Raw genomic sequence first — 20228 nt, forward strand, 5'->3', positions numbered from 1 at the left:
ATCTCCGCACCAGCAAAACTGCATGAATATGGAGACATACTGAAAGGGTATGAATTGTGTTGCGTTGGTTTATGGGATTTTTTAACGCGGCGTATGAGTATCATTTGCACGACCTGTTGCGCAAGCCTTAAAGAACGACGCATTTCACTATCAAAAGCGGTTATGACGCGAGTTTGTCATAATTCTGATAAATAACCTTTTGTTATAAAAACGCTTTTTTATAAAGAATTGTGAATAATCGGCATCGTGAATTATTTCCCTTCAAAGTTTCATTCGCTCAATTTTCAACCTGTTCAAACAATGCGTGATCTGTCGCCCAAATACTAAACAAAGCTTGTAAAGCCCCTACTATTAACGTTTTTGCGACATATTATTAACATCTTACAAGGAGAAAAAAAGCCATGAGCCAAATACACAAACACGACATTCCCGCAAACATTGCGGACCGTTGCCTGATCACCCCGGAGCAGTACCACGAGAAATATCAGCAATCTGTTACCAACCCGGACGCCTTCTGGGGCGAGCAGGGTCACATCCTTGACTGGATCAAACCTTATCAGAAGGTGAAGAATACCTCTTTCGCGCCAGGCAACGTCTCCATTAAATGGTATGAAGACGGCACGCTGAACCTGGCGGCGAACTGCCTGGACCGCCATCTTGCCGAACGCGGCAACGAAACGGCCATTATCTGGGAAGGCGACGATGCCTCTCAGAGCAAACACATCTCTTATAAAGAGCTGCACCGCGACGTCTGCCGCTTCGCTAACGTGCTGCTGGACCAGGGGATTAAAAAAGGCGACGTGGTGGCGATCTACATGCCGATGGTGCCGGAAGCGGCGGTAGCTATGCTCGCCTGCGCGCGTATTGGCGCGATCCACTCCGTCATCTTCGGCGGCTTCTCCCCTGAAGCGGTTGCCGGGCGCATCGTTGACTCGAACTCGAAGCTGGTGATCACCGCCGACGAGGGCGTACGCGCCGGGCGCGGTATTCCGCTGAAGAAAAACGTCGATGAAGCGCTGAAAAACCCGAACGTCAAATCCATCAATAACGTCATTGTCCTCAAGCGTACCGGCGGCAAGATCGACTGGCACGAGGGGCGTGACCTGTGGTGGAGCGACCTGATTGAAAAAGCGAGCGACCAGCATCAGCCGGAAGAGATGAACGCGGAAGATCCGCTGTTTATTCTTTACACCTCCGGCTCAACCGGTAAACCGAAAGGCGTACTGCACACCACCGGCGGCTATCTGGTCTATGCGGCCACCACCTTTAAATACGTCTTCGACTACCATCCGGGCGACATCTACTGGTGTACCGCCGACGTGGGTTGGGTCACCGGACACAGCTACCTGCTGTACGGCCCGCTGGCCTGCGGCGCAACGACGCTGATGTTTGAGGGCGTACCGAACTGGCCGACCCCGGCGCGCATGTGTCAGGTGGTCGATAAGCACCAGGTCAACATTCTTTACACCGCGCCAACGGCGATCCGCGCGTTAATGGCGGAAGGCGATAAGGCCATCGAGGGCACTGACCGCTCCTCATTGCGCATCCTCGGCTCCGTGGGCGAGCCCATCAACCCGGAAGCCTGGGAGTGGTACTGGAAGAAAATCGGTAACGAGAAGTGCCCGGTGATGGACACCTGGTGGCAGACCGAAACCGGCGGCTTCATGATCACCCCAATGCCGGGCGCGACGCAGCTGAAGGCCGGCTCGGCAACCCGTCCGTTCTTCGGCGTGCAGCCTGCGCTGGTGGATAACGAAGGTAATCCGCAGGAAGGCGCCACCGAGGGTAACCTGGTGATCACAGACTCCTGGCCGGGCCAGGCGCGCACGCTGTTTGGCGATCACGAGCGCTTCGAGCAGACCTACTTCTCGACCTTTAAAAACATGTACTTCAGCGGCGACGGCGCGCGCCGGGATGAAGATGGTTATTACTGGATCACCGGACGCGTGGACGACGTGCTGAACGTTTCCGGCCACCGTCTGGGTACGGCAGAAATTGAGTCCGCGCTGGTGTCGCATCCGAAGATTGCCGAAGCGGCGGTGGTCGGCATTCCTCACAACATCAAGGGCCAGGCGATCTACGCCTACGTCACCCTGAACCACGGCGAAGAGCCGTCGCCGGAGCTGTATACCGAGGTGCGCAACTGGGTACGTAAAGAGATTGGCCCGCTTGCCACGCCGGACGTACTGCACTGGACAGACTCGCTGCCGAAAACCCGTTCCGGCAAGATTATGCGCCGTATCCTGCGCAAAATCGCGGCAGGCGATACCAGCAACCTCGGCGATACCTCAACGCTTGCGGATCCTGGCGTGGTGGACAAACTGCTCGAAGAGAAGCAGGCCATCGCAATGCCTTCATAATTTTTTCCCCCTCTCCCCGTGGGAGAGGGCCGGGGTGAGGGCATCAGACCGCACCTTCCTCCCCTCACCCTCTCCCCATAGGGGAGAGGGGATAAAACAAACCAACCTTACCTCTGGAGATTTCTGTGATGAATAACGATATTTGTCAGCAGATAGAGAATAGTGCGCACTACAGGGAGCTCGTCGATAAGCGGCAACGGTTTGCCTTCACCCTTTCCATCATCATGCTGATTATCTATGTCGGCTTTATTCTGCTGATCGCCTTTGCGCCGCACTGGCTGGGCACCCCGTTACATGAGGGCACCAGCGTGACGCGCGGTATCCCCATTGGCATTGGCGTGATCGTGATTTCGTTTGTGCTGACCGGCGTCTACGTCTGGCGCGCGAACGGTGAGTTCGATCGTCTTAATAAAGCGGTACTGCAAGAGGTAAAAGCATCATGAAGCGAGTCCTGACGGCGCTAGCCGCCACACTTCCCTTTGCCGCCCACGCGGCGGATGCCATTACCGGCGAGGTACAGCGCCAGCCCACCAACTGGCAGGCGATTATCATGTTCCTGATTTTCGTGGTGCTGACGCTGTACATTACGTACTGGGCGTCGAAACGCGTTCGCTCCCGTAACGATTACTACACCGCGGGCGGCAACATTACCGGCTTCCAGAACGGCCTGGCGATTGCGGGTGACTTTATGTCCGCCGCCTCGTTCCTCGGGATCTCCGCGCTGGTGTACACCTCCGGCTATGACGGCCTGATCTACTCCCTCGGCTTCCTCGTCGGCTGGCCGATCATTCTGTTCCTGATTGCCGAACGCTTGCGCAACCTGGGACGTTACACCTTCGCTGACGTGGCATCCTATCGCCTGAAGCAGGGGCCGATTCGTACCCTCTCCGCCTGCGGCTCGCTGGTGGTGGTGGCGCTGTATCTGATCGCCCAGATGGTGGGCGCGGGCAAGCTTATCGAACTGCTGTTTGGCCTGAACTACCACATCGCGGTGGTGCTGGTGGGCGTGCTGATGGTGATGTACGTTCTGTTCGGCGGCATGCTGGCCACCACCTGGGTGCAGATCATCAAAGCCGTACTGCTGCTGTTCGGCGCGAGCTTTATGGCCTTTATGGTGATGAAACACGTCGGCTTCAGCTTTAATAACCTCTTCACCGAAGCGATGGCTGTCCACCCGAAAGGAGAAGCGATCATGAGCCCGGGCGGGCTGGTGAAAGATCCGATCTCCGCGCTCTCTCTCGGTCTCGGCCTCATGTTTGGTACCGCTGGCCTGCCGCACATTCTGATGCGTTTCTTCACGGTGTCAGACGCGCGTGAAGCGCGTAAGAGTGTCTTCTACGCCACCGGCTTTATGGGTTACTTCTACATCCTGACCTTTATCATCGGCTTCGGCGCGATCATGCTGGTGGGCGCGAACCCGGCGTTTAAAGACGCGGCGGGTGCGCTGATTGGCGGTAACAACATGGCGGCGGTGCACCTGGCCGACGCGGTGGGCGGCAACCTGTTCCTCGGCTTTATCTCCGCCGTGGCCTTTGCCACCATCCTTGCGGTGGTCGCCGGGCTGACGCTGGCGGGCGCGTCTGCGGTATCGCACGACCTTTACGCCAACGTCTTCCGTAAAGGCGCGAGCGAGCGCGACGAGCTGAAGGTTTCCAAAATCACCGTGCTGGTGCTGGGCGTGGTCGCTATTCTGCTGGGGATCCTGTTTGAGAAGCAGAACATCGCCTTTATGGTGGGACTGGCCTTCTCGATTGCGGCAAGCTGTAACTTCCCAATCATTCTGCTCTCCATGTACTGGTCCAAACTGACCACCCGTGGGGCGATGATAGGCGGCTGGCTCGGCCTGCTGACAGCGGTAATTCTGATGATCCTCGGCCCGACCATCTGGGTGCAGATCCTCGGTCACGAAAGCGCTATCTTCCCGTACGAGTACCCGGCGCTGTTCTCCATTGCCGTGGCGTTTATCGGTATCTGGGTCTTCTCGGCTACCGACAACTCTCCGGAGGGTAACCTGGAGCGTGAGAAATTCCGCGCCCAGTTTATCCGCTCACAAACCGGCCTCGGCGTTGAGCAGGGCCGCGCGCACTAAGCCTTTCTCCCCGGTCATGCTGGCCGGGGAGAATAACCGTACCCTATTCTCAAGTTCATAATTTTTTTAGTATGCCCCAGCGCGTTGCATTATCAATTGATAATATATAGTATAAAAGTAACAATTCTCTTATAAGTTAACTATAACATGCCGGACCTTATAGAATACTCAACTTGGAGTTTGAGCGATAAAATTGCACTAGCATCTTTTTTCGTTGCCTTTATCTCGGCAATAATTTCAGTATGCTCATTAATATACGCTGGCAAATCCTTACGAATAAGTAAACAACAGCATTTAGAACGTTACGGAGTTGTTGGAATATATCTAATCGATGTTTATAAATGGAATAAAGACGATTTCAGTTACATTTCTTTTGCGCTGAATTTCGTTAATGATTGTACTATACAAAACACCATTTCAAAATTACACCTTCAATTAGACTGCTATGATAAAAACAAAGCGAAATACGTAATCAAACTTCCCCCTTCCCCATCAATTTCTCCAGTAGATCTTAGGAATTATTCTAGTTTACTGGAGGAACCAATATGCTTGCAAGAAAAATCAGCACGTTCAGGATGGATAACATTCAAACTCCCGGATATAATTAAAAAAGATCTTTTCGTTGAATTATATACCATCATAGCCACTACCACTGATGGAAAAACCTCAACCGTCGACACGCACATAATTAATAAGGTTTAAAATGAGTAAAGATAATTCTAAAATACCTGTTTTTGAACCCATTGCAGATGGTGCAATATCAGCACCGTTTACAGCAGATGGAAGGTTGATACCGGTCGTGATTATAGATACTTTAGAGGACGTCACACTGTCCAATGTAATATCCATCCATAATGACACTCCACCCGGAGATGTAATCTCTATTTGGGGATATCATAGGTTCTCAAAAAAAAATGTTTTCTTAGAGCTTATTTTTCAACAACCTTTAGAATATCACATGGTTATTAAATTCGATCTAAGCAAATATCTTCTTCTCGTTGATTGCATAATTCAATCACGTGCAATCTACCTTCAACCAGGAAAGCCTGGTCATAAGCTAAGCAATGATATCAACGCACCAAAAATTTTAATTGAAATACCGGCTAGAACCACCTTTGAGAAATGGGACTCAATATTACATAAGCATCTTCACAAGAGATTCGTAAAAAAAGGAATCAGCCGAAGTGAGATAAAAAATGCGGTTGATGAATTTATATCAGTCCGCCGTGACACTTGGGGGCCACGAATGTATACAGAAAAGAAACGTTAATTTTACCTGTAAATTAAAACATCACCCACGCCACCAGCGGCGCAATCAGCACCATCGTTACGCCCGAGAGCATCATCACCAGGCTTGCAACGACCCCTTCCTGCTGACCCAGCTCATACGAACGCGCCGTGCCTGCCCCGTGAGATGCCGCGCCAAATCCCGCGCCTTTCGCCATCCCTTCACGGATAGAGAGCCGCAGGAACAGTACATCTCCCACCGCCATGCCAAAGACGCCCGTCACCACCACGAACAGCGCCACCAGGTCCGGCTGCCCGCCGAGCGGTTTAGCCGCTGCCAGCGCAAACGGCGTGGTCACCGAGCGCACGGCCAGGCTGCGCTGAATTTCATCGGAGAGGGTAAACAGCCGCGCCAGCCAGACGGAGCTACAGACCGCCACCACCGTGGCGGTGACGACGCCCGCGCTGAGCGACATCCAGTGGCGTTTGATAATCGCCAGGTTGTCATACACCGGCACCGCAAAGGCGATAGTCGCCGGGCCGAGCAGCCACAGCAGCCAGTGGGATTCACCAATGTAGTTCTGCCAGGAGATATGGCCGAAGACCAGCATCAGCACCAGCAGGATGGGCGTGAAGACCAGCGGCATCAGCGGCAGCGTGCGAAAGCGGCGATACAGGCGCTTGTTGGCAAAGTAGATGGCGACCGTCACGATCAGGCACAGCACGCTTATCTGAAAGTTAGTCATGCTTTTGCCTGCTGATTTCGAACCGGTACACCTTATCCACCACCCAGGCGGTTGCACCCAGCACCATCAGCGTGCTCAGGGCAATAACCGTGAAGATGCGCCAGCCGTCGACCATCAGCAGCTGCGCATAGTTCACCACCGCCACCACGGCCGGAACGAAGAACAGCAGCATCTCCGCCAGCAGCCAGCGCGCGCCGGCGCGCACCCAGCTGAGGGGCAACGCGCGGCAGAGGATCAGCACCAGCATCAGCACCATTCCCACCAGGTTGGCGGGTAAAGGCAGATGCAGCCAGTCGACAAGGTATTCCGCAAAAATAAACAGTCCCGCGTAGAGCAGTACCTGAACCGGGACCTGGAGTCGTTGCACAACGGCAGGCGTAACACGGCTTAACGCCACGGCCATGGGGGTTTTCCTCAGAAATGAGACGAGGCGCCAGTATAGTGAGCGTACGTCATCGACTGAAATGAATTAAAATCATCGAAGGTATAGTTTCGAGGAATAATCATGGACATAAGAACGCTGCGCTATTTTGTCGAGGTGGTTCGCCAGCAAAGTTTTACCCGCGCAGCGGAGAAGTTGTTCGTTACCCAGCCAACCATCAGCAAGATGCTGAAAAACCTCGAAGACGAGCTGAACTGTACCCTGCTGATCCGCGACGGACGCAAGCTGCTGCTGACCGATACCGGACGCGTGGTGTTCGAGCGCGGGCTGGCGATCCTGGCGGAGTTTCGCCAGCTTGAGGCCGAGCTTGCGGACATCAACCACCTGACGAAAGGTCTGCTGCGGCTCGGCATTCCGCCGATGGTTGGCATGATGATGGCCGGGCCGATAAGCCTGTTCCGTCAGCGCTACCCTGGCGTTGAGCTCAAAATTTCTGAATTTGGCGGCCTGACCGTGCAGCAGGCGGTGATCAACGGCGAGCTGGACGTGGCGATGACGGCCCTTCCCGTGGAGGAAGAGAGCGGGCTGGCAACGCTGCCGCTGTTCAGCCATCCACTGTGCGTGCTGGTGCCCCGCTCCGGCGACTGGCTGAAGATAGACTCAGTGAAGCCCGATCTGCTCGGCGAACACCCGCTGCTGATCTACAACGAAGACTTCGCCTTAAGCCGCCAGTTGATGACTCTGTTTAACCACCATAACGTGAAGCCGCGTATTGCGGTACGCAGCGGCCAGTGGGATTTCCTGGCGGCAATGGTGCAGGCGGGCGTGGGAATTGCCATTCTGCCACAGCCGATCTGCGAGCGGCTTGATAAAAACACGCTGCGCTGGATCCCGCTGGAGAGTGACCTGCACTGGCAGTTGGGGATGATTTGGCGTGAAGGAGTGTATCTTTCGCACAGCGCACAGGCGTGGCTGCAATGTTGTGAGGGGTTTTGGGTGCGGTCTGAATAGTGCTGGGTGGCGGCTTCGCCTTACCCGGCCTACGGTTCAAACGTAGGCCGGGTAAGCGTAGCGCCACCGGGCAACAACGCGCTACTGATTCTCTATTAACAGCGCTTCTAACAGGTCCAGATCGTGCAGCAGCTTTTGCAGCGTCTCGTTGCTGATCTGACGCGTGGCGCGCAGGTGATACAGCTCGGCACGCTCGGAGCGCAGCGCCGCCAGGCGGAAACGACGCTCCAGGTTCTCTTCCTGCAGCGAGCTTTCCACGTCGTTACGTCCGTCAGCACGACGGCGCAAATTACCAATCACGCGTGAACTGACTTCCTTCAGCAGCTGGTTATCAATGTTCTCTTCGGCATCGGCAGCCAGACGCTCCTCCATCTTCTCAATGGCGACAATCGCGACTTCTGCCGTCGCCGCACGGGCTATCCGCTCCTCTTTGTGCTGTTGGGTCGAGTCACCGGCATCAATGTGCTGGAGTAAAATCGGCAGCATAATCACGCCGACAAACAGCGAGAAGAGAATCACGCCCGCCGCCAGGAACACCAGCTCGTAGCGCGCCGGGAAGACGTCGCCCGTCGGCAGCAGCAGCGGAATAGAGAGCACACCGGCGAGGGTTATCGCCCCGCGTACGCCCGCGAAGGAAGCAATCAGCAGCTCGCGCGTGGTCCAGGAGCCGAACTCCATCGGCTTTTTGGTCAGGAAGCGGACGCTGAATTTTTTCATCGTCCACAGCCAGCCGAAACGCACCAGCATTAATGCCATGTAGATCAGCACGATATCGGTAAACAGCATCCAGACTTCAACGTTTGGATCCGCCTCCGCCGCGATCAGCGAGGATTCCATGATGCCCGGCAGCTGCAGGCCCAGCAGCAGGAAGACCATGCCGTTAAAGACAAATTCCAGCATCGCCCAGGTGCTGTTGGCACGCAGGCGCATCGCCAGCGGCGCGCGGCGCATCACGCCGGAGCGGGTGATGGTCATCCCCGCGGCTACCGCCGCCAGAATGCCCGAGACGCCGATATGTTCAGCGATAAGGTAAGAGGCAAACGGCAGCAGGAACAGCAGAACGATTTGCGTCGCCGGTTCATCGCCGCCCCAGCGGCTGAGGAAGCGCAGCGAACGACCGTACAGCCAGCTCACCACGAAGCCCGCGAGAATACCGCCAATCGCCACCTTGAAGAATTCCAGGGTCGCGCCACCAATGGTAAAGACCATGGTGCCCATGGCTACCGCCACGGCAAACTTCAGGGCCACCAGGCCGGAAGCGTCGTTCATCAACGCCTCGCCCTGCAAAATGCCCATTATTTTCTTCGGAATGCGCCCTTCACCCACAATGCCGGAAAGGGCCACAGCGTCGGTCGGCGACAGCACGGCCGCCAGCGCAAAGGCGGGAATTAACGGGATACCCGGTACGGCCCAGTAGATCAGGAAACCAATCCCGACCACGGTAACGACCACCAGCGCCAGCGCCAGGCCGAAGATCTCTCGCCCGTGCTCAAGAAATTCGCGCGTCGGCGTTTTCCACCCATCGGCAAACAGCAGCGGCGGGATAAACAGCACGAGGAACAGTTCCGGATCGAACTCTACGTGCAGACCGAACGTCGGCCACGCCAGCAGCGCGCCGATGGCTATTTGCATTAAAGGCAGGGGGACCTGGAAGGGCAGTACGCGTGTAACCACCCCGGATAATGAGACCACAAGGGTCATGATGAGTATTGTGAAGAAAATTTCCATGCGTTCCCTGTTTGCTGTGTTTCTTTTTAAGCCAAACCTGAGGCGTCGTGCCTCTTATTCTATCCTCTCCAGAGTAACGCAAAAGGCAACGGGATGAGTCCTGAAAATAAAAACGGGCGGCCTGAGCCACCCGTTTTCGCATCAATGGATAATTTAGATTGCCCAGCCGCCCGCGTAGAAGGCGACCAACGCAACGGCGATCACCACGGTGCCGATGTTCAGCTTGCGCCACTCACCGGAGACCAGGCGGCCAATCACCAGTGAGGCAAAGCCGATCATAATGCCGGTCACGATGTTACAGGTCAGGACGATAAACACTGCGGTAATCAGGCCGGACATCGCATCCACGAAGTCCGCAAAATCGATTTTCGCCACGTTGCTCAGCATCAGCAGGCCGACGTACATCAGCGCTGGCGCGGTCGCGTAAGCCGGTACCAGGTATGAGAGCGGAGAGAGGAACAGGATCAGCAGGAACAGCACGCCAACGGTGATGGCCGTCAGGCCGGTTTTACCGCCTGCCGCCGTACCCGCTGCAGATTCGATATACACCGCCGCAGGCGCCGCCCCCACCAGACCAGAGAAGACGCTGCTCAGGGAGTCGGTGGTCAGCGCTTTGCCGCCATCAATAATCTGACCGTCTTTATCCAGCAGGTTGGCCTGCCCGGCCACCGCGCGAATGGTACCGGTGGCGTCAAATACCGCGGTCATCACCAGCGCCAGCACGCTTGGCAGGATCACCGGGTTCAGCGCGCCGACGATATCCAGGCTGCCGATCAGGGAGTTGCCTTTGTCATCGCTCAGCGACGGCATGGCGAAAATACCGGAGAAGTGAACGGTCGGATCGAAAATCAGGCCGACGATGGAAATGCCAATAATGGTCAGCAAAATGCCGCCCGGCACCTTCAGTTTTTCCAGGCCGATAATCACCGCCAGACCGATGAGCGACATAATGACCGGGAAGCTCGCGAAATGACCGAGCGCTACCGGCAGGCCGTCCAGCGGGTTCTTGATGACCAGACCCACGCCGTTGGCAGCGATCAGCAGCAGGAACAGGCCGATACCAATACCGGTGCCGTGCGCCACGCCCTGCGGCAGGTTGCGCAAAATCCAGCTACGGATGCCGGTGGCAGAAATAACGGTAAACAGTACGCCCATCAGGAACACGGCGCCGAGGGCAACCGGTACGCTGATCTGCTGGCCCAGCACCAGACTGAACGCGGTAAAGGCGGTCAAAGAGATGGCGCAACCAATCGCCAGCGGCAGGTTCGCCCACAGGCCCATTACGATGGAGCCCACGCCGGCCACCAGGCAGGTGGCGACAAAGACAGCCGCAGGCGGGAAGCCCGCCTTGCCCAGCATGCCCGGCACCACGATGACGGAGTAAACCATCGCCAGAAACGTGGTCAGACCGGCAACGACTTCCTGGCGCACGGTGCTGCCACGAGCCGAAATTTTAAACATGGCGTCAAGTGAACCGCCGGTACGCGCAGATGGCGTAGACATAGAAAACATCCCCTGAGAGTTTTTATAGAACGTCCATAAGCGTGGTGGAGACACCGCTGCCAGCTAAAACGTCAAATCCGTGTGTTGCGTTTGCGACGAAAGGGCGTCACAAAAAAAGCAAACGTTTAGCTCCGCGCTTATAAAACGGGTGGTCAAATTAAGGCAAACGATTATCCAGCCTAATACCCGCCCTTTTCAACTGAACTTTGTCGTTTTTCGCTAAAATTCACTTATGACGATGAAGAAATAAACAGAGGATGCGCAAACGTTATCGTCTATGCGCAATTTGTTTACATTTCAATCCTCGCCCGGGATCGTTAACGGGCCACCTTGTTGCAGGGTTCTTTGCCAGCCAGGACTCGTTTCCACTTTTTTCTTCCATGCCTGAATATGCGGCAGATTAGCAATGCCGCCGCGCGCCAGCAGGGCAAAGAGGGGGAAGCTCATCTGAATGTCGGCCATGCTTAACGTCTCTCCGGCAAACCAGCTGTTTTTAGCAAGATGTGAGTCAATAAAGCGCGCATGGGTCTCCAGCTGGGGGTTGAGATACGCTTTCTGTACCCCCTGCCCCAGCGCCTTGCCCAGCGTTCGGATGCCAAACGGCACGGGCGGCTTGCCCAGGCTGCTGAAGATCAGCTTCATGAGCAGCAGTGGCATCAGCGACCCTTCTGCGTAATGCAGCCAGAAGCGGTATTGCACCTTATGCGCGGGGTCTAAAGGCTTCAGCCGCGATTCGGCATCATAGGTTTCCTGCAGATACTCCAGAATGGCGCCTGACTCCGCAAGGATCAGCCCGTTATCTTCAATGACCGGCGATTTGCCCAACGGATGCACCTTTTTGAGGGACTCGGGTGCCAGCATGTTCTTTTCGCGCTGGTAGTGAACAATCTCATAAGGCAGGGCGAGCTCTTCCAGCGCCCAGATCACGCGGTGCGAGCGCGACTGGTTAAGGTGATGTACCGTGAGCATGATTTTCTCCTGTTATTCATACTTTTTAACTATAGAAAATCGAACAACACCGCGAAAAAATTTCGTCTAAAAAACGGCTAGCGCGGCTGGCGAAAAAACGGGTCTTGCATAGAATTAAAGTGTCAGCACAATCCGGAACCTCCCCAACCAGCTCGACACGAGGGGTGCTGATGTCGGGGGAAACCCTCCCGTGAACCAGCGGGATAGAGAGAAAGACAAAGACCGGGAAAAACTAAAGCGCCCTTAGTGGCGCTTTAGTTCTTTATTATGCTTTTTGCCGCAAGAACTCAATCCTCCTCCAGCAGTCGCGCCCCGGTCCCCTGCTCGCCCAACCTGTCGCCAGGGTTACGTAGCGGGCAGTCGCTACGGGACAGGCAGCCGCAGCCGATACAGCCGTCCAGCTCGTCACGCAGCGCCACCAGCGTGTGGATACGCCTGTCCAGCTCTTCACGCCACTGGGACGAAAGCTCTTTCCACTCTTTCGGGCTAAGCGTATGCCCTTCCGGCAACACGCCGAATGCCTCACCGATCGTCGCCAGGGGAATGCCGATGCGTTGCGCAATTTTGATAATCGCCACGTAGCGGAGCACGTCACGGGTATAGCGGCGCTGGTTTCCGCCGTTACGGATGCTTTTAATTAACCCTTTGCTTTCATAGAAGTGGAGCGCCGATACCGCAACGCCGCTTCGCTTTGCCACTTCGCCGGGGGTTAAAAGCGCTTTAATGCGCGGCAATCTCTTTTCCATAAAACCTCTTTACCTCAAGTTAACTTGAGGAATTATACTCCCCCGCAGAGAAAACGACGAATCAACCGAGAAAGTTGTATCTACAGAGGGGCAACCTTATGTCGCATCAGCAAATTATTCAGACACTTATTGAATGGATTGACGATCATATCGACCAACCGTTGAACATTGATGTGGTCGCAAAAAAATCGGGCTATTCGAAATGGTATTTACAGAGAATGTTCCGCACGGTCATGCACCAGACGCTGGGGGAGTACATTCGTCAGCGCAGGCTCCTGCTGGCGGCGCAGGCGTTACGCTCAACGCAGCGGCCGATTTTTGATATCGCGATGGATCTTGGCTATGTTTCGCAACAAACCTTTTCCCGTGTGTTTCGCCGCGAGTTTGACCGTACGCCGAGCGATTATCGCCACCAGTTGAATTAATGCATATCAGTGCAAAGGTTGCTGCTGCCAGGTCATAAACTCCTGGGGCGGCATCGCTTTCGCGAAGTGCCATCCCTGACAGAACTCAACGCCGCGCTTCAACAGCCAGCTCACCTGCTCAGCCGTCTCAACCCCTTCCGCAATGGTTTTAAGCCGCAGGCTTTGCGCCATCTCGATAATATGCTCGGCGATCAGGTGGCTGGTGCTGTTGGTGGTTAAGGTGTCGATAAACGATTTATCGATTTTCAGAATATCCACGTTCAACGAGTAGAGGTTGTGCAGGTTGGAATAACCGGTCCCGAAATCATCGATCGCCACTTCATAGCCCGCCTGACGGAAGGCCTGAATCACCGGCGTGGTTTTTGGCACATCGATAAAGCCGCGTTCCGTCACTTCGATTTTAATTTGCTGGGCGCGTACGGCGTAGTGCCGGGCCTTGTCAGAAATCATGGCGATCAGCCGCGAGGAGTGGAAGTCCGTGGCCGACAGGTTGATCGAAATATAGAGATGCGGATGCGCCGCCAGGAAATGGCCCAGATCGCTGAACACCTCCTCAACGACATAATCCGTGATCCGCTCGCTCATTCCCTCTTTTTCCGCAAGCGGAATAAAGTCAGCCGGGCTCATTACCTGCCCATTGAAACCAGGCCAGCGCAACAGCGCCTCTGCCCCCACACACTGGTTGTTCTTGATATCAATAATCGGCTGATAGTGCACACAAAGCTGGCGCTTGTTCAGCGCCCGGTGCAGTAAGCGCCCCGGCGAATTAAGCTCACGATGGGTACGGGACCACACCAGCAAAATAATAATGCTGCAGATCATTCCCAGCGGTAGCGTCAACGTCGCCTGGTGATAGAGCGTTTCATAAAAACGTTTATCTGACGTCGACACGATGGCGGCAATAGGCCGATTTGTCGATTTCACAACGGTATAGAAACGGTTATCTTTTTGAAATACCGATTCCTTATCCCGAATCATCGAATTTAATAAAGTCGCATTGGCTTTCTGGCTGACGGAAAAGAAGGCATTAGTTACCGTGTCGTATACCCCCCATGCGAGGGAATGATCGGTAGACATCACTTCACTGTAAGAAAGCGGATTGACCACCACGACATAATTTCCGCGCTGCATATATGTCATTTTATAGCCAGTATAAAATGGCGTATCGCGAAAATAATAGATAGCAACGTCAGGTTTACGCGTGTAATTAGCGACCGGAATGACGTAGGGTTGATCCGGTGTAAAAACGGTCGAACAAAGAAAATTCTGACCTTCAGCATAAATTAAATCGGCGACAAACAGGCGGCCACGAACAACGTTCAACATATATTGACGATGTTCCGGCGTACAACGTTCACCCTGATATTTTTCTGCCTCGCCCCTGGCCAGTTCAACTTGTTGAATAACCAGTTCTGTTTTGTCTAAAGCCAGTTCAGCAAATGTCCGTAGCTGAGCGCTCGTTTCCGACTCGGCTCGTAGCTGGGCAAACCATAGAGCAAGCATCACCGGCAGCATAACTACCATGATGATCCCTACCACTCTGAGCATTTTGCGCCGCGCGCTACGATTCATTTCCCGCCCTATATCCCTGCATGTTGTACGCCTGTAGTAATGAAGGCCGGATGCTTTGTTAAACAGGTGATTACGTTGCATGAATCATGCGAAGTTAGCAACTGACTTTTAGTATTAAAAATCTTAAATTTCGTTATGACGATAATATTTTCCCGTAAGCTAAACTGTAAGTATTCGTTCCGTTTTAATTAAGGAAAATAATTATCCATCGCGCACGGGAGGTTTGAAGAGAACACAACAGAGGATCGCTGATTAAGCAAAACTTCTGGCGGCATGAAAAAAGTACAACACCAACGTGACGTTTTATCCTATTTCTGCGGGTATATTTTGTTCGTTGTTTTATAAATAATCAGACATCACCACAATATTATCAGAAAATAATGCGCCCCCTAAAAACGGCACGGCTGGCCGTCTCTCTGCCTCCAGATGCTCTTCCCCACTTACCCGACGGGATTACCTCAGCGCGTTGTGGATCCGCCTCCCCCTGTGCGAAGGCGGTCCCGAACCGCATGCTCTTTTTTCCGGGTAATAAAATCCCCTTTTTTGGCTACGCAGGCACTGGCGAATAAATCAACAAATGTGATATAGTTCACACATATTGTGTAACGAGAAACACTGTTTCATTCAGTTCGTCTGTTTTGTAGAGGATGGGTTTTATGGCAACCATTACTACCAGCATGGTTCTCCTGCGCTGGCCCTTGTTGAGCGCGGTTTTGATGTTTTTAGCCAGCACGCTGAACATTCAGTTTCGTAAATCCGACTACGCGGGTCTTGCCGTCATAAGTACCCTGTTAGGGCTTGGCGCGGCCTGCTGGTTCGCAACGGGCCTGCTGGGCATTACCCTGCTGGATATGGCCGCGGTCTGGGAAAATATAAAAGTGGTGATGGTTGAGGCGATGAACCACACCCCACCAGACTGGCCGATGGTGATTACCTGATCCCTTCAGCAATAAAAAAACCCAGACGATGTCTGGGTTTTTTGTTTTAGCATCCGTTGATCAGAACGGGATATCGTCGTCGAAGTCCATTGGCGGTTCGTTAGACGGAGCAGGAGCAGACTGCTGCTGCGGACGAGACTGCGCGCCGCCGCTGAACTGGTTGCCGCCCTGCGGCTGCTGAGGCTGACCCCAACCACCCTGCTGCTGGTTCTGACCGCCACCTGCCGGTGCGCCACCGCCCTGACGGCCACCCAGCATTTGCATGGTGCCGCCCACGTTCACCACCACTTCCGTGGTGTATTTTTCCTGACCGGATTGGTCGGTCCATTTGCGGGTACGCAGCTGGCCTTCGATATAGACCTGAGAACCTTTACGCAGATACTCACCGGCTACTTCTGCCAGTTTGCCAAACAGCACAACGCGGTGCCATTCGGTCTGCTCTTTCATTTCACCGGTCGCTTTATCACGCCAGGATTCGGAAGTAGCCAGCGTAATGTTGGCAACTGCGCCACCACTCGGCATGTAGCGTACTTCCGGGTCCTGGCCCAGATTACCGACGAGAATCACCTTGTTTACGCCTCTGCTGGCCATGTTCGTGTCTCCTGAATACGTTTCTTAATAGTGTAAACGCGCGAGTGTACCATTTCCATGCTGCACTTTGATAGTTGCGTAGCACGTTCCAGAGTTCTCCCGCGAACTCAACATTGTTACACAGTGAATCAGAAAATGCATTCCAATACTGTATATTCAAACAGGTCATTTTGTGTCATAATTAGCCGTTTCTGACAGCCGTTTGTCCTTCAAACAAACCAGGCAATCCGTGTTCCAACCGGGAAAGGTGAATGGATAAGATCGAAGTTCGGGGCGCCCGCACCCATAATCTCAAGAATATCAACCTCATAATCCCTCGCGACAAACTCATCGTCGTGACCGGGCTTTCGGGGTCTGGCAAATCCTCACTGGCTTTCGACACTTTGTATGCCGAAGGACAGCGTCGTTACGTCGAATCGCTCTCTGCGTACGCGCGTCAGTTCCTGTCGCTGATGGAAAAACCGGATGTCGATCATATTGAAGGGTTATCGCCTGCTATCTCTATTGAGCAGAAGTCTACCTCGCATAACCCGCGTTCAACGGTCGGTACCATTACCGAAATTCACGACTACCTGCGTCTGCTGTATGCCCGCGTGGGTGAGCCGCGCTGCCCGGACCACGACGTCCCGCTGGCGGCCCAGACCGTCAGCCAGATGGTGGATAACGTGCTGTCGCAGCCGGAAGGCAAACGCCTGATGCTGCTGGCACCGATCATCAAAGAGCGTAAAGGCGAGCACACCAAAACGCTGGAGAACCTGGCAAGCCAGGGCTATATCCGCGCCCGTATCGACGGCGAAGTGTGTGACCTGTCCGATCCGCCAAAGCTTGAGCTGCAAAAGAAACACACCATCGAAGTGGTGATTGACCGCTTTAAGGTGCGTGACGATCTCGCCACGCGTCTGGCTGAATCCTTTGAAACCGCGCTGGAACTCTCTGGCGGCACGGCCGTGGTCTCCGACATGGACGACCCGAAAGCGGAAGAGCTGCTCTTCTCCGCCAACTTCGCCTGCCCGATTTGCGGCTACAGCATGCGCGAGCTGGAACCGCGCCTGTTCTCGTTCAACAACCCGGCGGGCGCGTGCCCGACCTGTGACGGTCTGGGCGTGCAGCAGTATTTCGATCCGGATCGCGTGATCCAGAACCCCGAGCTGTCGCTCGCGGGCGGTGCGATTCGCGGCTGGGATAAGCGTAACTTCTACTACTTCCAGATGCTGAAGTCGCTGGCGGAGCACTACAAATTCGACGTTGAAGCGCCGTGGGCGAGCCTGAGCCCGAACGTGCACAAAGTGATCCTGTTCGGTTCCGGCAAAGAGAACATCGAGTTCAAATACATGAACGATCGCGGCGATACCTCCGTGCGTCGCCACCCGTTCGAAGGGGTGCTGCACAATATGGAGCGCCGCTACAAAGAGACCGAATCCAGCGCGGTGCGCGAGGAGCTGGCGAAGTTCATCAGCAACCGCTCCTGCGCCACCTGCGAGGGCACGCGTCTGCGTCGCGAAGCGCGCCACGTGTTTGTGGAAAACACGGCGCTGCCGACCATCTCAGACATGAGCATCGGCCACGCAATGGACTTCTTCAACAACCTGAAGCTTTCCGGCCAGCGTGCGAAAATCGCCGAAAAAGTGCTGAAAGAGATCGGCGATCGCCTCAAGTTCCTCGTGAACGTTGGCCTGAACTACCTGACGCTTTCCCGCTCGGCAGAAACGCTCTCCGGCGGTGAAGCCCAGCGTATCCGTCTGGCGAGCCAGATTGGCGCGGGCTTAGTCGGCGTGATGTACGTGCTGGATGAACCGTCCATCGGCCTGCACCAGCGCGACAACGAGCGTCTGCTCGGCACGCTGATCCACCTGCGCAATCTCGGCAACACGGTAATCGTGGTGGAGCACGACGAAGACGCAATTCGCGCCGCAGACCACGTGATCGACATCGGCCCGGGCGCGGGCGTGCACGGCGGCCAGGTGGTGGCGGAAGGTACGCTGAAGGACATTATGGCGGTGCCCGAGTCGCTGACCGGCCAGTACATGAGCGGCAAGCGCAAAATTGAAGTGCCAAAACAGCGCGTCGCGGCGAACCCGGAAAAAGTGCTGAAGCTCACAGGGGCGCGCGGCAACAACCTGAAGGACGTCACCCTGACGCTGCCGGTTGGCCTGTTTACCTGCATTACCGGCGTGTCCGGTTCCGGTAAATCGACGCTGATCAACGATACGCTGTTCCCGATTGCGCAGACGGCGCTGAACGGCGCGACGCTGGCCGAGCCTGCACCGTACCGCGATATTCAGGGGCTGGAGCATTTCGACAAGGTTATCGACATCGATCAGAGCCCAATTGGCCGTACGCCGCGTTCCAACCCGGCGACCTATACCGGCGTCTTCACGCCCGTACGTGAGCTCTTCGCTGGCGTACCGGAAGCGCGTTCGCGCGGGTATACGCCAGGACGTTTCAGCTTTAACGTGCGCGGCGGCCGCTGTGAAGCATGTCAGGGCGACGGCGTGATCAAGGTTGAGATGCACTTCCTGCCGGATATCTACGTGCCGTGCGACCAGTGCAAAGGCAAGCGCTATAACCGCGAAACGCTGGAGATTAAGTACAAAGGCAAGACCATCCACGAAGTGCTGGACATGACCATCGAAGAGGCGCGCGAGTTCTTTGACGCCGTCCCTGCGCTGGCGCGTAAGCTGCAGACGCTGATGGACGTAGGCCTGACCTACATTCGCCTGGGGCAGTCAGCAACAACCCTGTCCGGCGGTGAGGCGCAGCGCGTGAAGCTGGCGCGCGAGCTGTCCAAGCGTGGTACCGGCCAGACGCTCTACATTCTGGATGAGCCGACCACCGGCCTGCACTTTGCGGATATCCAGCAGTTGCTTGAGGTGCTGCATCAGCTGCGCGATCAGGGCAACACGATTGTGGTCATCGAACATAATCTGGACGTGATTAAAACCGCGGACTGGATTGTCGATCTCGGCCCGGAAGGCGGCAGCGGCGGGGGTGAAATCCTCGTCTCCGGTACGCCAGAGACCGTTGCAGAGTGCGAAGCCTCGCACACCGCGCGCTTCCTTAAACCGTTGCTGTAATTGTTACACGGAGAGCTGCTGTCGGGTCGCTTCCGGCAGCAGCTCAACTGCCTGCTTGTAGGACGCATCCACCAGATAGTAAATTTGCGAGCCGGGCAGCGAGCCGTCCAGATAAACGGTACTCCAGTGCGCCTTATTGAGGTGCTGGCTCGGCCTCACATCATCATGCTGCTGACGTAATAGATCCGCCAGTTCCGGGCTGGTTTTCAGCGACGCCGCCGGGCGCCCTTCAACCTCTTTCACCATCGCAAACAGCACGTCTCCCACTTTGATCTGCGTGGCTTTCCAGTCGCTGTGAACACTTTGTTCCGCGCCAGGCTTGCTCATGCAGTACTGAAGTATCTCCGAAATTGTCATCTTTATTCCCCTTGTAGCGTTGCGATAATTTTACGCGAACCACCGTGAATGCGATGTTCTCCCAGCCAGATCCCTTGCCACGTGCCCAGCATTAGCCGCCCGTTATGAACCGGCAGCATCAGCGATACGCCCAGCAGAGAAGATTTGATATGCGAAGGCATGTCATCTGCGCCTTCATAATCGTGCTCGTAGGGGGCGTTGTCCGGAACCGTCTTCAGGAAATGGTGTTCCATATCAGACCGGACGGTAGGGTCGCAATTTTCATTAAGCGTGAGGGAGGCTGACGTGTGCTGAAGCAGCAGATGCAGTAAACCCGTTTTGACGCGCGACAGGTCGCGGAGTTGCCCGATGACTTCGTCCGTCACAAGGTGAAATCCGCGGGGTTTAGCGCTTAAGGTCAGGGTCTGTTGATACCACATGAGCTGCTCCGTTCTGAAAGATGAATCTTTCTAAGTGTGCAGCAAGAAGGCGAAAGGTAAAACCCGCAGCGGCGGATTTGTTCAAAAAAGA

General features: G+C 55.0%; 18 protein-coding genes. 8 read left to right on the forward strand and 10 right to left on the reverse strand.

Features of this window, described 5'->3' with window-relative positions:
- Positions 1-401 precede the first annotated feature (401 nt).
- The 4 genes from acs to IM313_RS00195 all read left to right on the forward strand — a co-directional run bounded on the left by acs (position 402) and on the right by IM313_RS00195 (position 5719).
- Positions 402-2360, forward strand: coding sequence for an acetate--CoA ligase (gene acs / locus IM313_RS00180; protein ID WP_041911526.1), 1959 nt, complete (start codon positions 402-404; stop codon positions 2358-2360).
- A 128-nt stretch (positions 2361-2488) separates the two neighbouring features.
- Complete coding sequence (locus tag IM313_RS00185) at positions 2489-2803, forward strand: DUF485 domain-containing protein (RefSeq protein ID WP_028015185.1); 315 nt, start codon at positions 2489-2491, stop codon at positions 2801-2803.
- Positions 2800-4449 (forward strand): cation/acetate symporter ActP, encoded by a 1650-nt coding sequence (gene actP / locus IM313_RS00190; protein WP_045630756.1) that lies wholly within the window; start codon positions 2800-2802, stop codon positions 4447-4449. Before IM313_RS00185 ends, actP begins: the two co-directional genes overlap by 4 nt.
- 703 nt (positions 4450-5152) lie before the next feature.
- The gene (locus tag IM313_RS00195; RefSeq protein WP_192972040.1) at positions 5153-5719 is read left to right on the forward strand and encodes a hypothetical protein; all 567 of its coding nucleotides are present in this window, start codon (positions 5153-5155) and stop codon (positions 5717-5719) included.
- A 13-nt stretch (positions 5720-5732) separates the two neighbouring features.
- On the opposite strand, the gene IM313_RS00200 is transcribed toward IM313_RS00195, so the two are convergent.
- Positions 5733-6422, reverse strand: coding sequence for an LrgB family protein (locus IM313_RS00200; RefSeq protein WP_045630755.1), 690 nt, complete (start codon positions 6420-6422; stop codon positions 5733-5735).
- Positions 6415-6825, reverse strand: coding sequence for a CidA/LrgA family protein (locus IM313_RS00205; protein ID WP_048959362.1), 411 nt, complete (start codon positions 6823-6825; stop codon positions 6415-6417). Before IM313_RS00205 ends, IM313_RS00200 begins: the two co-directional genes overlap by 8 nt.
- A gap of 102 nt (positions 6826-6927) precedes the next feature.
- Between IM313_RS00205 and IM313_RS00210 the strand changes: the two genes are divergently transcribed.
- Positions 6928-7815: a LysR family transcriptional regulator gene (locus tag IM313_RS00210; protein ID WP_041911529.1), complete on the forward strand. Its 888-nt coding sequence runs from the start codon at positions 6928-6930 to the stop codon at positions 7813-7815.
- 81 nt (positions 7816-7896) lie between these two features.
- Here IM313_RS00210 and IM313_RS00215 read toward each other — a convergent pair whose 3' ends face one another.
- The 4 genes from IM313_RS00215 to soxR all read right to left on the reverse strand — a co-directional run bounded on the left by IM313_RS00215 (position 7897) and on the right by soxR (position 12761).
- A complete protein-coding gene (locus tag IM313_RS00215) occupies positions 7897-9543 on the reverse strand; it encodes a Na+/H+ antiporter (RefSeq protein WP_028015180.1) in 1647 nt (548 codons plus the stop codon).
- A 153-nt stretch (positions 9544-9696) separates the two neighbouring features.
- Positions 9697-11046, reverse strand: a complete 1350-nt coding sequence (ghxP, locus tag IM313_RS00220) for a guanine/hypoxanthine transporter GhxP (protein ID WP_028015179.1) — start codon at positions 11044-11046, stop codon at positions 9697-9699.
- A 297-nt stretch (positions 11047-11343) separates the two neighbouring features.
- Positions 11344-12015 carry a glutathione S-transferase family protein gene (locus IM313_RS00225; RefSeq protein ID WP_192972041.1) on the reverse strand — a complete coding sequence of 224 codons (672 nt, stop codon included), beginning with the start codon at positions 12013-12015 and terminating at the stop codon, positions 11344-11346.
- A gap of 287 nt (positions 12016-12302) precedes the next feature.
- Positions 12303-12761, reverse strand: coding sequence for a redox-sensitive transcriptional activator SoxR (soxR, locus tag IM313_RS00230; protein WP_023331806.1), 459 nt, complete (start codon positions 12759-12761; stop codon positions 12303-12305).
- Positions 12762-12859: 98 nt separating this feature from the next.
- Here soxR and soxS point away from each other — a divergent pair, with 98 nt between their 5' ends.
- On the forward strand, positions 12860-13186 hold the full coding sequence (soxS, locus tag IM313_RS00235) for a superoxide response transcriptional regulator SoxS (RefSeq protein ID WP_008503387.1): 327 nt from the start codon (positions 12860-12862) through the stop codon (positions 13184-13186).
- A 6-nt stretch (positions 13187-13192) separates the two neighbouring features.
- Here the strand turns inward: soxS and IM313_RS00240 are convergent, their stop codons facing one another.
- Positions 13193-14758, reverse strand: a complete 1566-nt coding sequence (locus IM313_RS00240) for an EAL domain-containing protein (protein WP_041911532.1) — start codon at positions 14756-14758, stop codon at positions 13193-13195.
- A 656-nt stretch (positions 14759-15414) separates the two neighbouring features.
- Between IM313_RS00240 and IM313_RS00245 the strand changes: the two genes are divergently transcribed.
- Positions 15415-15696 (forward strand): YjcB family protein, encoded by a 282-nt coding sequence (locus tag IM313_RS00245; protein WP_028015176.1) that lies wholly within the window; start codon positions 15415-15417, stop codon positions 15694-15696.
- A gap of 60 nt (positions 15697-15756) precedes the next feature.
- Here the strand turns inward: IM313_RS00245 and ssb1 are convergent, their stop codons facing one another.
- On the reverse strand, positions 15757-16287 hold the full coding sequence (gene ssb1, locus IM313_RS00250; RefSeq protein WP_006810470.1) for a single-stranded DNA-binding protein SSB1: 531 nt from the start codon (positions 16285-16287) through the stop codon (positions 15757-15759).
- Positions 16288-16538: 251 nt separating this feature from the next.
- Between ssb1 and uvrA the strand changes: the two genes are divergently transcribed.
- Entirely contained in the window at positions 16539-19361 is a 2823-nt protein-coding gene (gene uvrA, locus IM313_RS00255; RefSeq protein ID WP_041911534.1) for an excinuclease ABC subunit UvrA, read from the forward strand.
- A gap of 3 nt (positions 19362-19364) precedes the next feature.
- On the opposite strand, the gene IM313_RS00260 is transcribed toward uvrA, so the two are convergent.
- Both IM313_RS00260 and IM313_RS00265 read right to left on the reverse strand, forming a co-directional pair.
- On the reverse strand, positions 19365-19718 hold the full coding sequence (locus IM313_RS00260; protein WP_028015174.1) for an MmcQ/YjbR family DNA-binding protein: 354 nt from the start codon (positions 19716-19718) through the stop codon (positions 19365-19367).
- Between the two features lie 2 nt (positions 19719-19720).
- Entirely contained in the window at positions 19721-20137 is a 417-nt protein-coding gene (locus IM313_RS00265; protein WP_041911536.1) for a secondary thiamine-phosphate synthase enzyme YjbQ, read from the reverse strand.
- Between the last annotated feature and the right edge of the window lie 91 nt (positions 20138-20228).

Source organism: Enterobacter cloacae complex sp. P2B, from assembly GCF_014895985.1.
Lineage (GTDB): Bacteria > Pseudomonadota > Gammaproteobacteria > Enterobacterales > Enterobacteriaceae > Enterobacter > Enterobacter bugandensis.

What these genes read in the sequence shown, in the direction of transcription:
- acs (WP_041911526.1), top strand. Translation starts at nt 402, where the DNA reads ATGAGCCAAATACACAAACACGACATTCCCGCAAACATTGCGGACCGT.
- IM313_RS00185 (WP_028015185.1), top strand. Translation starts at nt 2,489, where the DNA reads ATGAATAACGATATTTGTCAGCAGATAGAGAATAGTGCGCACTACAGG.
- actP (WP_045630756.1), top strand. Translation starts at nt 2,800, where the DNA reads ATGAAGCGAGTCCTGACGGCGCTAGCCGCCACACTTCCCTTTGCCGCC.
- IM313_RS00195 (WP_192972040.1), top strand. Translation starts at nt 5,153, where the DNA reads ATGAGTAAAGATAATTCTAAAATACCTGTTTTTGAACCCATTGCAGAT.
- IM313_RS00200 (WP_045630755.1), bottom strand. Translation starts at nt 6,422, where the DNA reads ATGACTAACTTTCAGATAAGCGTGCTGTGCCTGATCGTGACGGTCGCC.
- IM313_RS00205 (WP_048959362.1), bottom strand. Translation starts at nt 6,825, where the DNA reads ATGGCCGTGGCGTTAAGCCGTGTTACGCCTGCCGTTGTGCAACGACTC.
- IM313_RS00210 (WP_041911529.1), top strand. Translation starts at nt 6,928, where the DNA reads ATGGACATAAGAACGCTGCGCTATTTTGTCGAGGTGGTTCGCCAGCAA.
- IM313_RS00215 (WP_028015180.1), bottom strand. Translation starts at nt 9,543, where the DNA reads ATGGAAATTTTCTTCACAATACTCATCATGACCCTTGTGGTCTCATTA.
- ghxP (WP_028015179.1), bottom strand. Translation starts at nt 11,046, where the DNA reads ATGTCTACGCCATCTGCGCGTACCGGCGGTTCACTTGACGCCATGTTT.
- IM313_RS00225 (WP_192972041.1), bottom strand. Translation starts at nt 12,015, where the DNA reads ATGCTCACGGTACATCACCTTAACCAGTCGCGCTCGCACCGCGTGATC.
- soxR (WP_023331806.1), bottom strand. Translation starts at nt 12,761, where the DNA reads ATGGAAAAGAGATTGCCGCGCATTAAAGCGCTTTTAACCCCCGGCGAA.
- soxS (WP_008503387.1), top strand. Translation starts at nt 12,860, where the DNA reads ATGTCGCATCAGCAAATTATTCAGACACTTATTGAATGGATTGACGAT.
- IM313_RS00240 (WP_041911532.1), bottom strand. Translation starts at nt 14,758, where the DNA reads ATGAATCGTAGCGCGCGGCGCAAAATGCTCAGAGTGGTAGGGATCATC.
- IM313_RS00245 (WP_028015176.1), top strand. Translation starts at nt 15,415, where the DNA reads ATGGCAACCATTACTACCAGCATGGTTCTCCTGCGCTGGCCCTTGTTG.
- ssb1 (WP_006810470.1), bottom strand. Translation starts at nt 16,287, where the DNA reads ATGGCCAGCAGAGGCGTAAACAAGGTGATTCTCGTCGGTAATCTGGGC.
- uvrA (WP_041911534.1), top strand. Translation starts at nt 16,539, where the DNA reads ATGGATAAGATCGAAGTTCGGGGCGCCCGCACCCATAATCTCAAGAAT.
- IM313_RS00260 (WP_028015174.1), bottom strand. Translation starts at nt 19,718, where the DNA reads ATGACAATTTCGGAGATACTTCAGTACTGCATGAGCAAGCCTGGCGCG.
- IM313_RS00265 (WP_041911536.1), bottom strand. Translation starts at nt 20,137, where the DNA reads ATGTGGTATCAACAGACCCTGACCTTAAGCGCTAAACCCCGCGGATTT.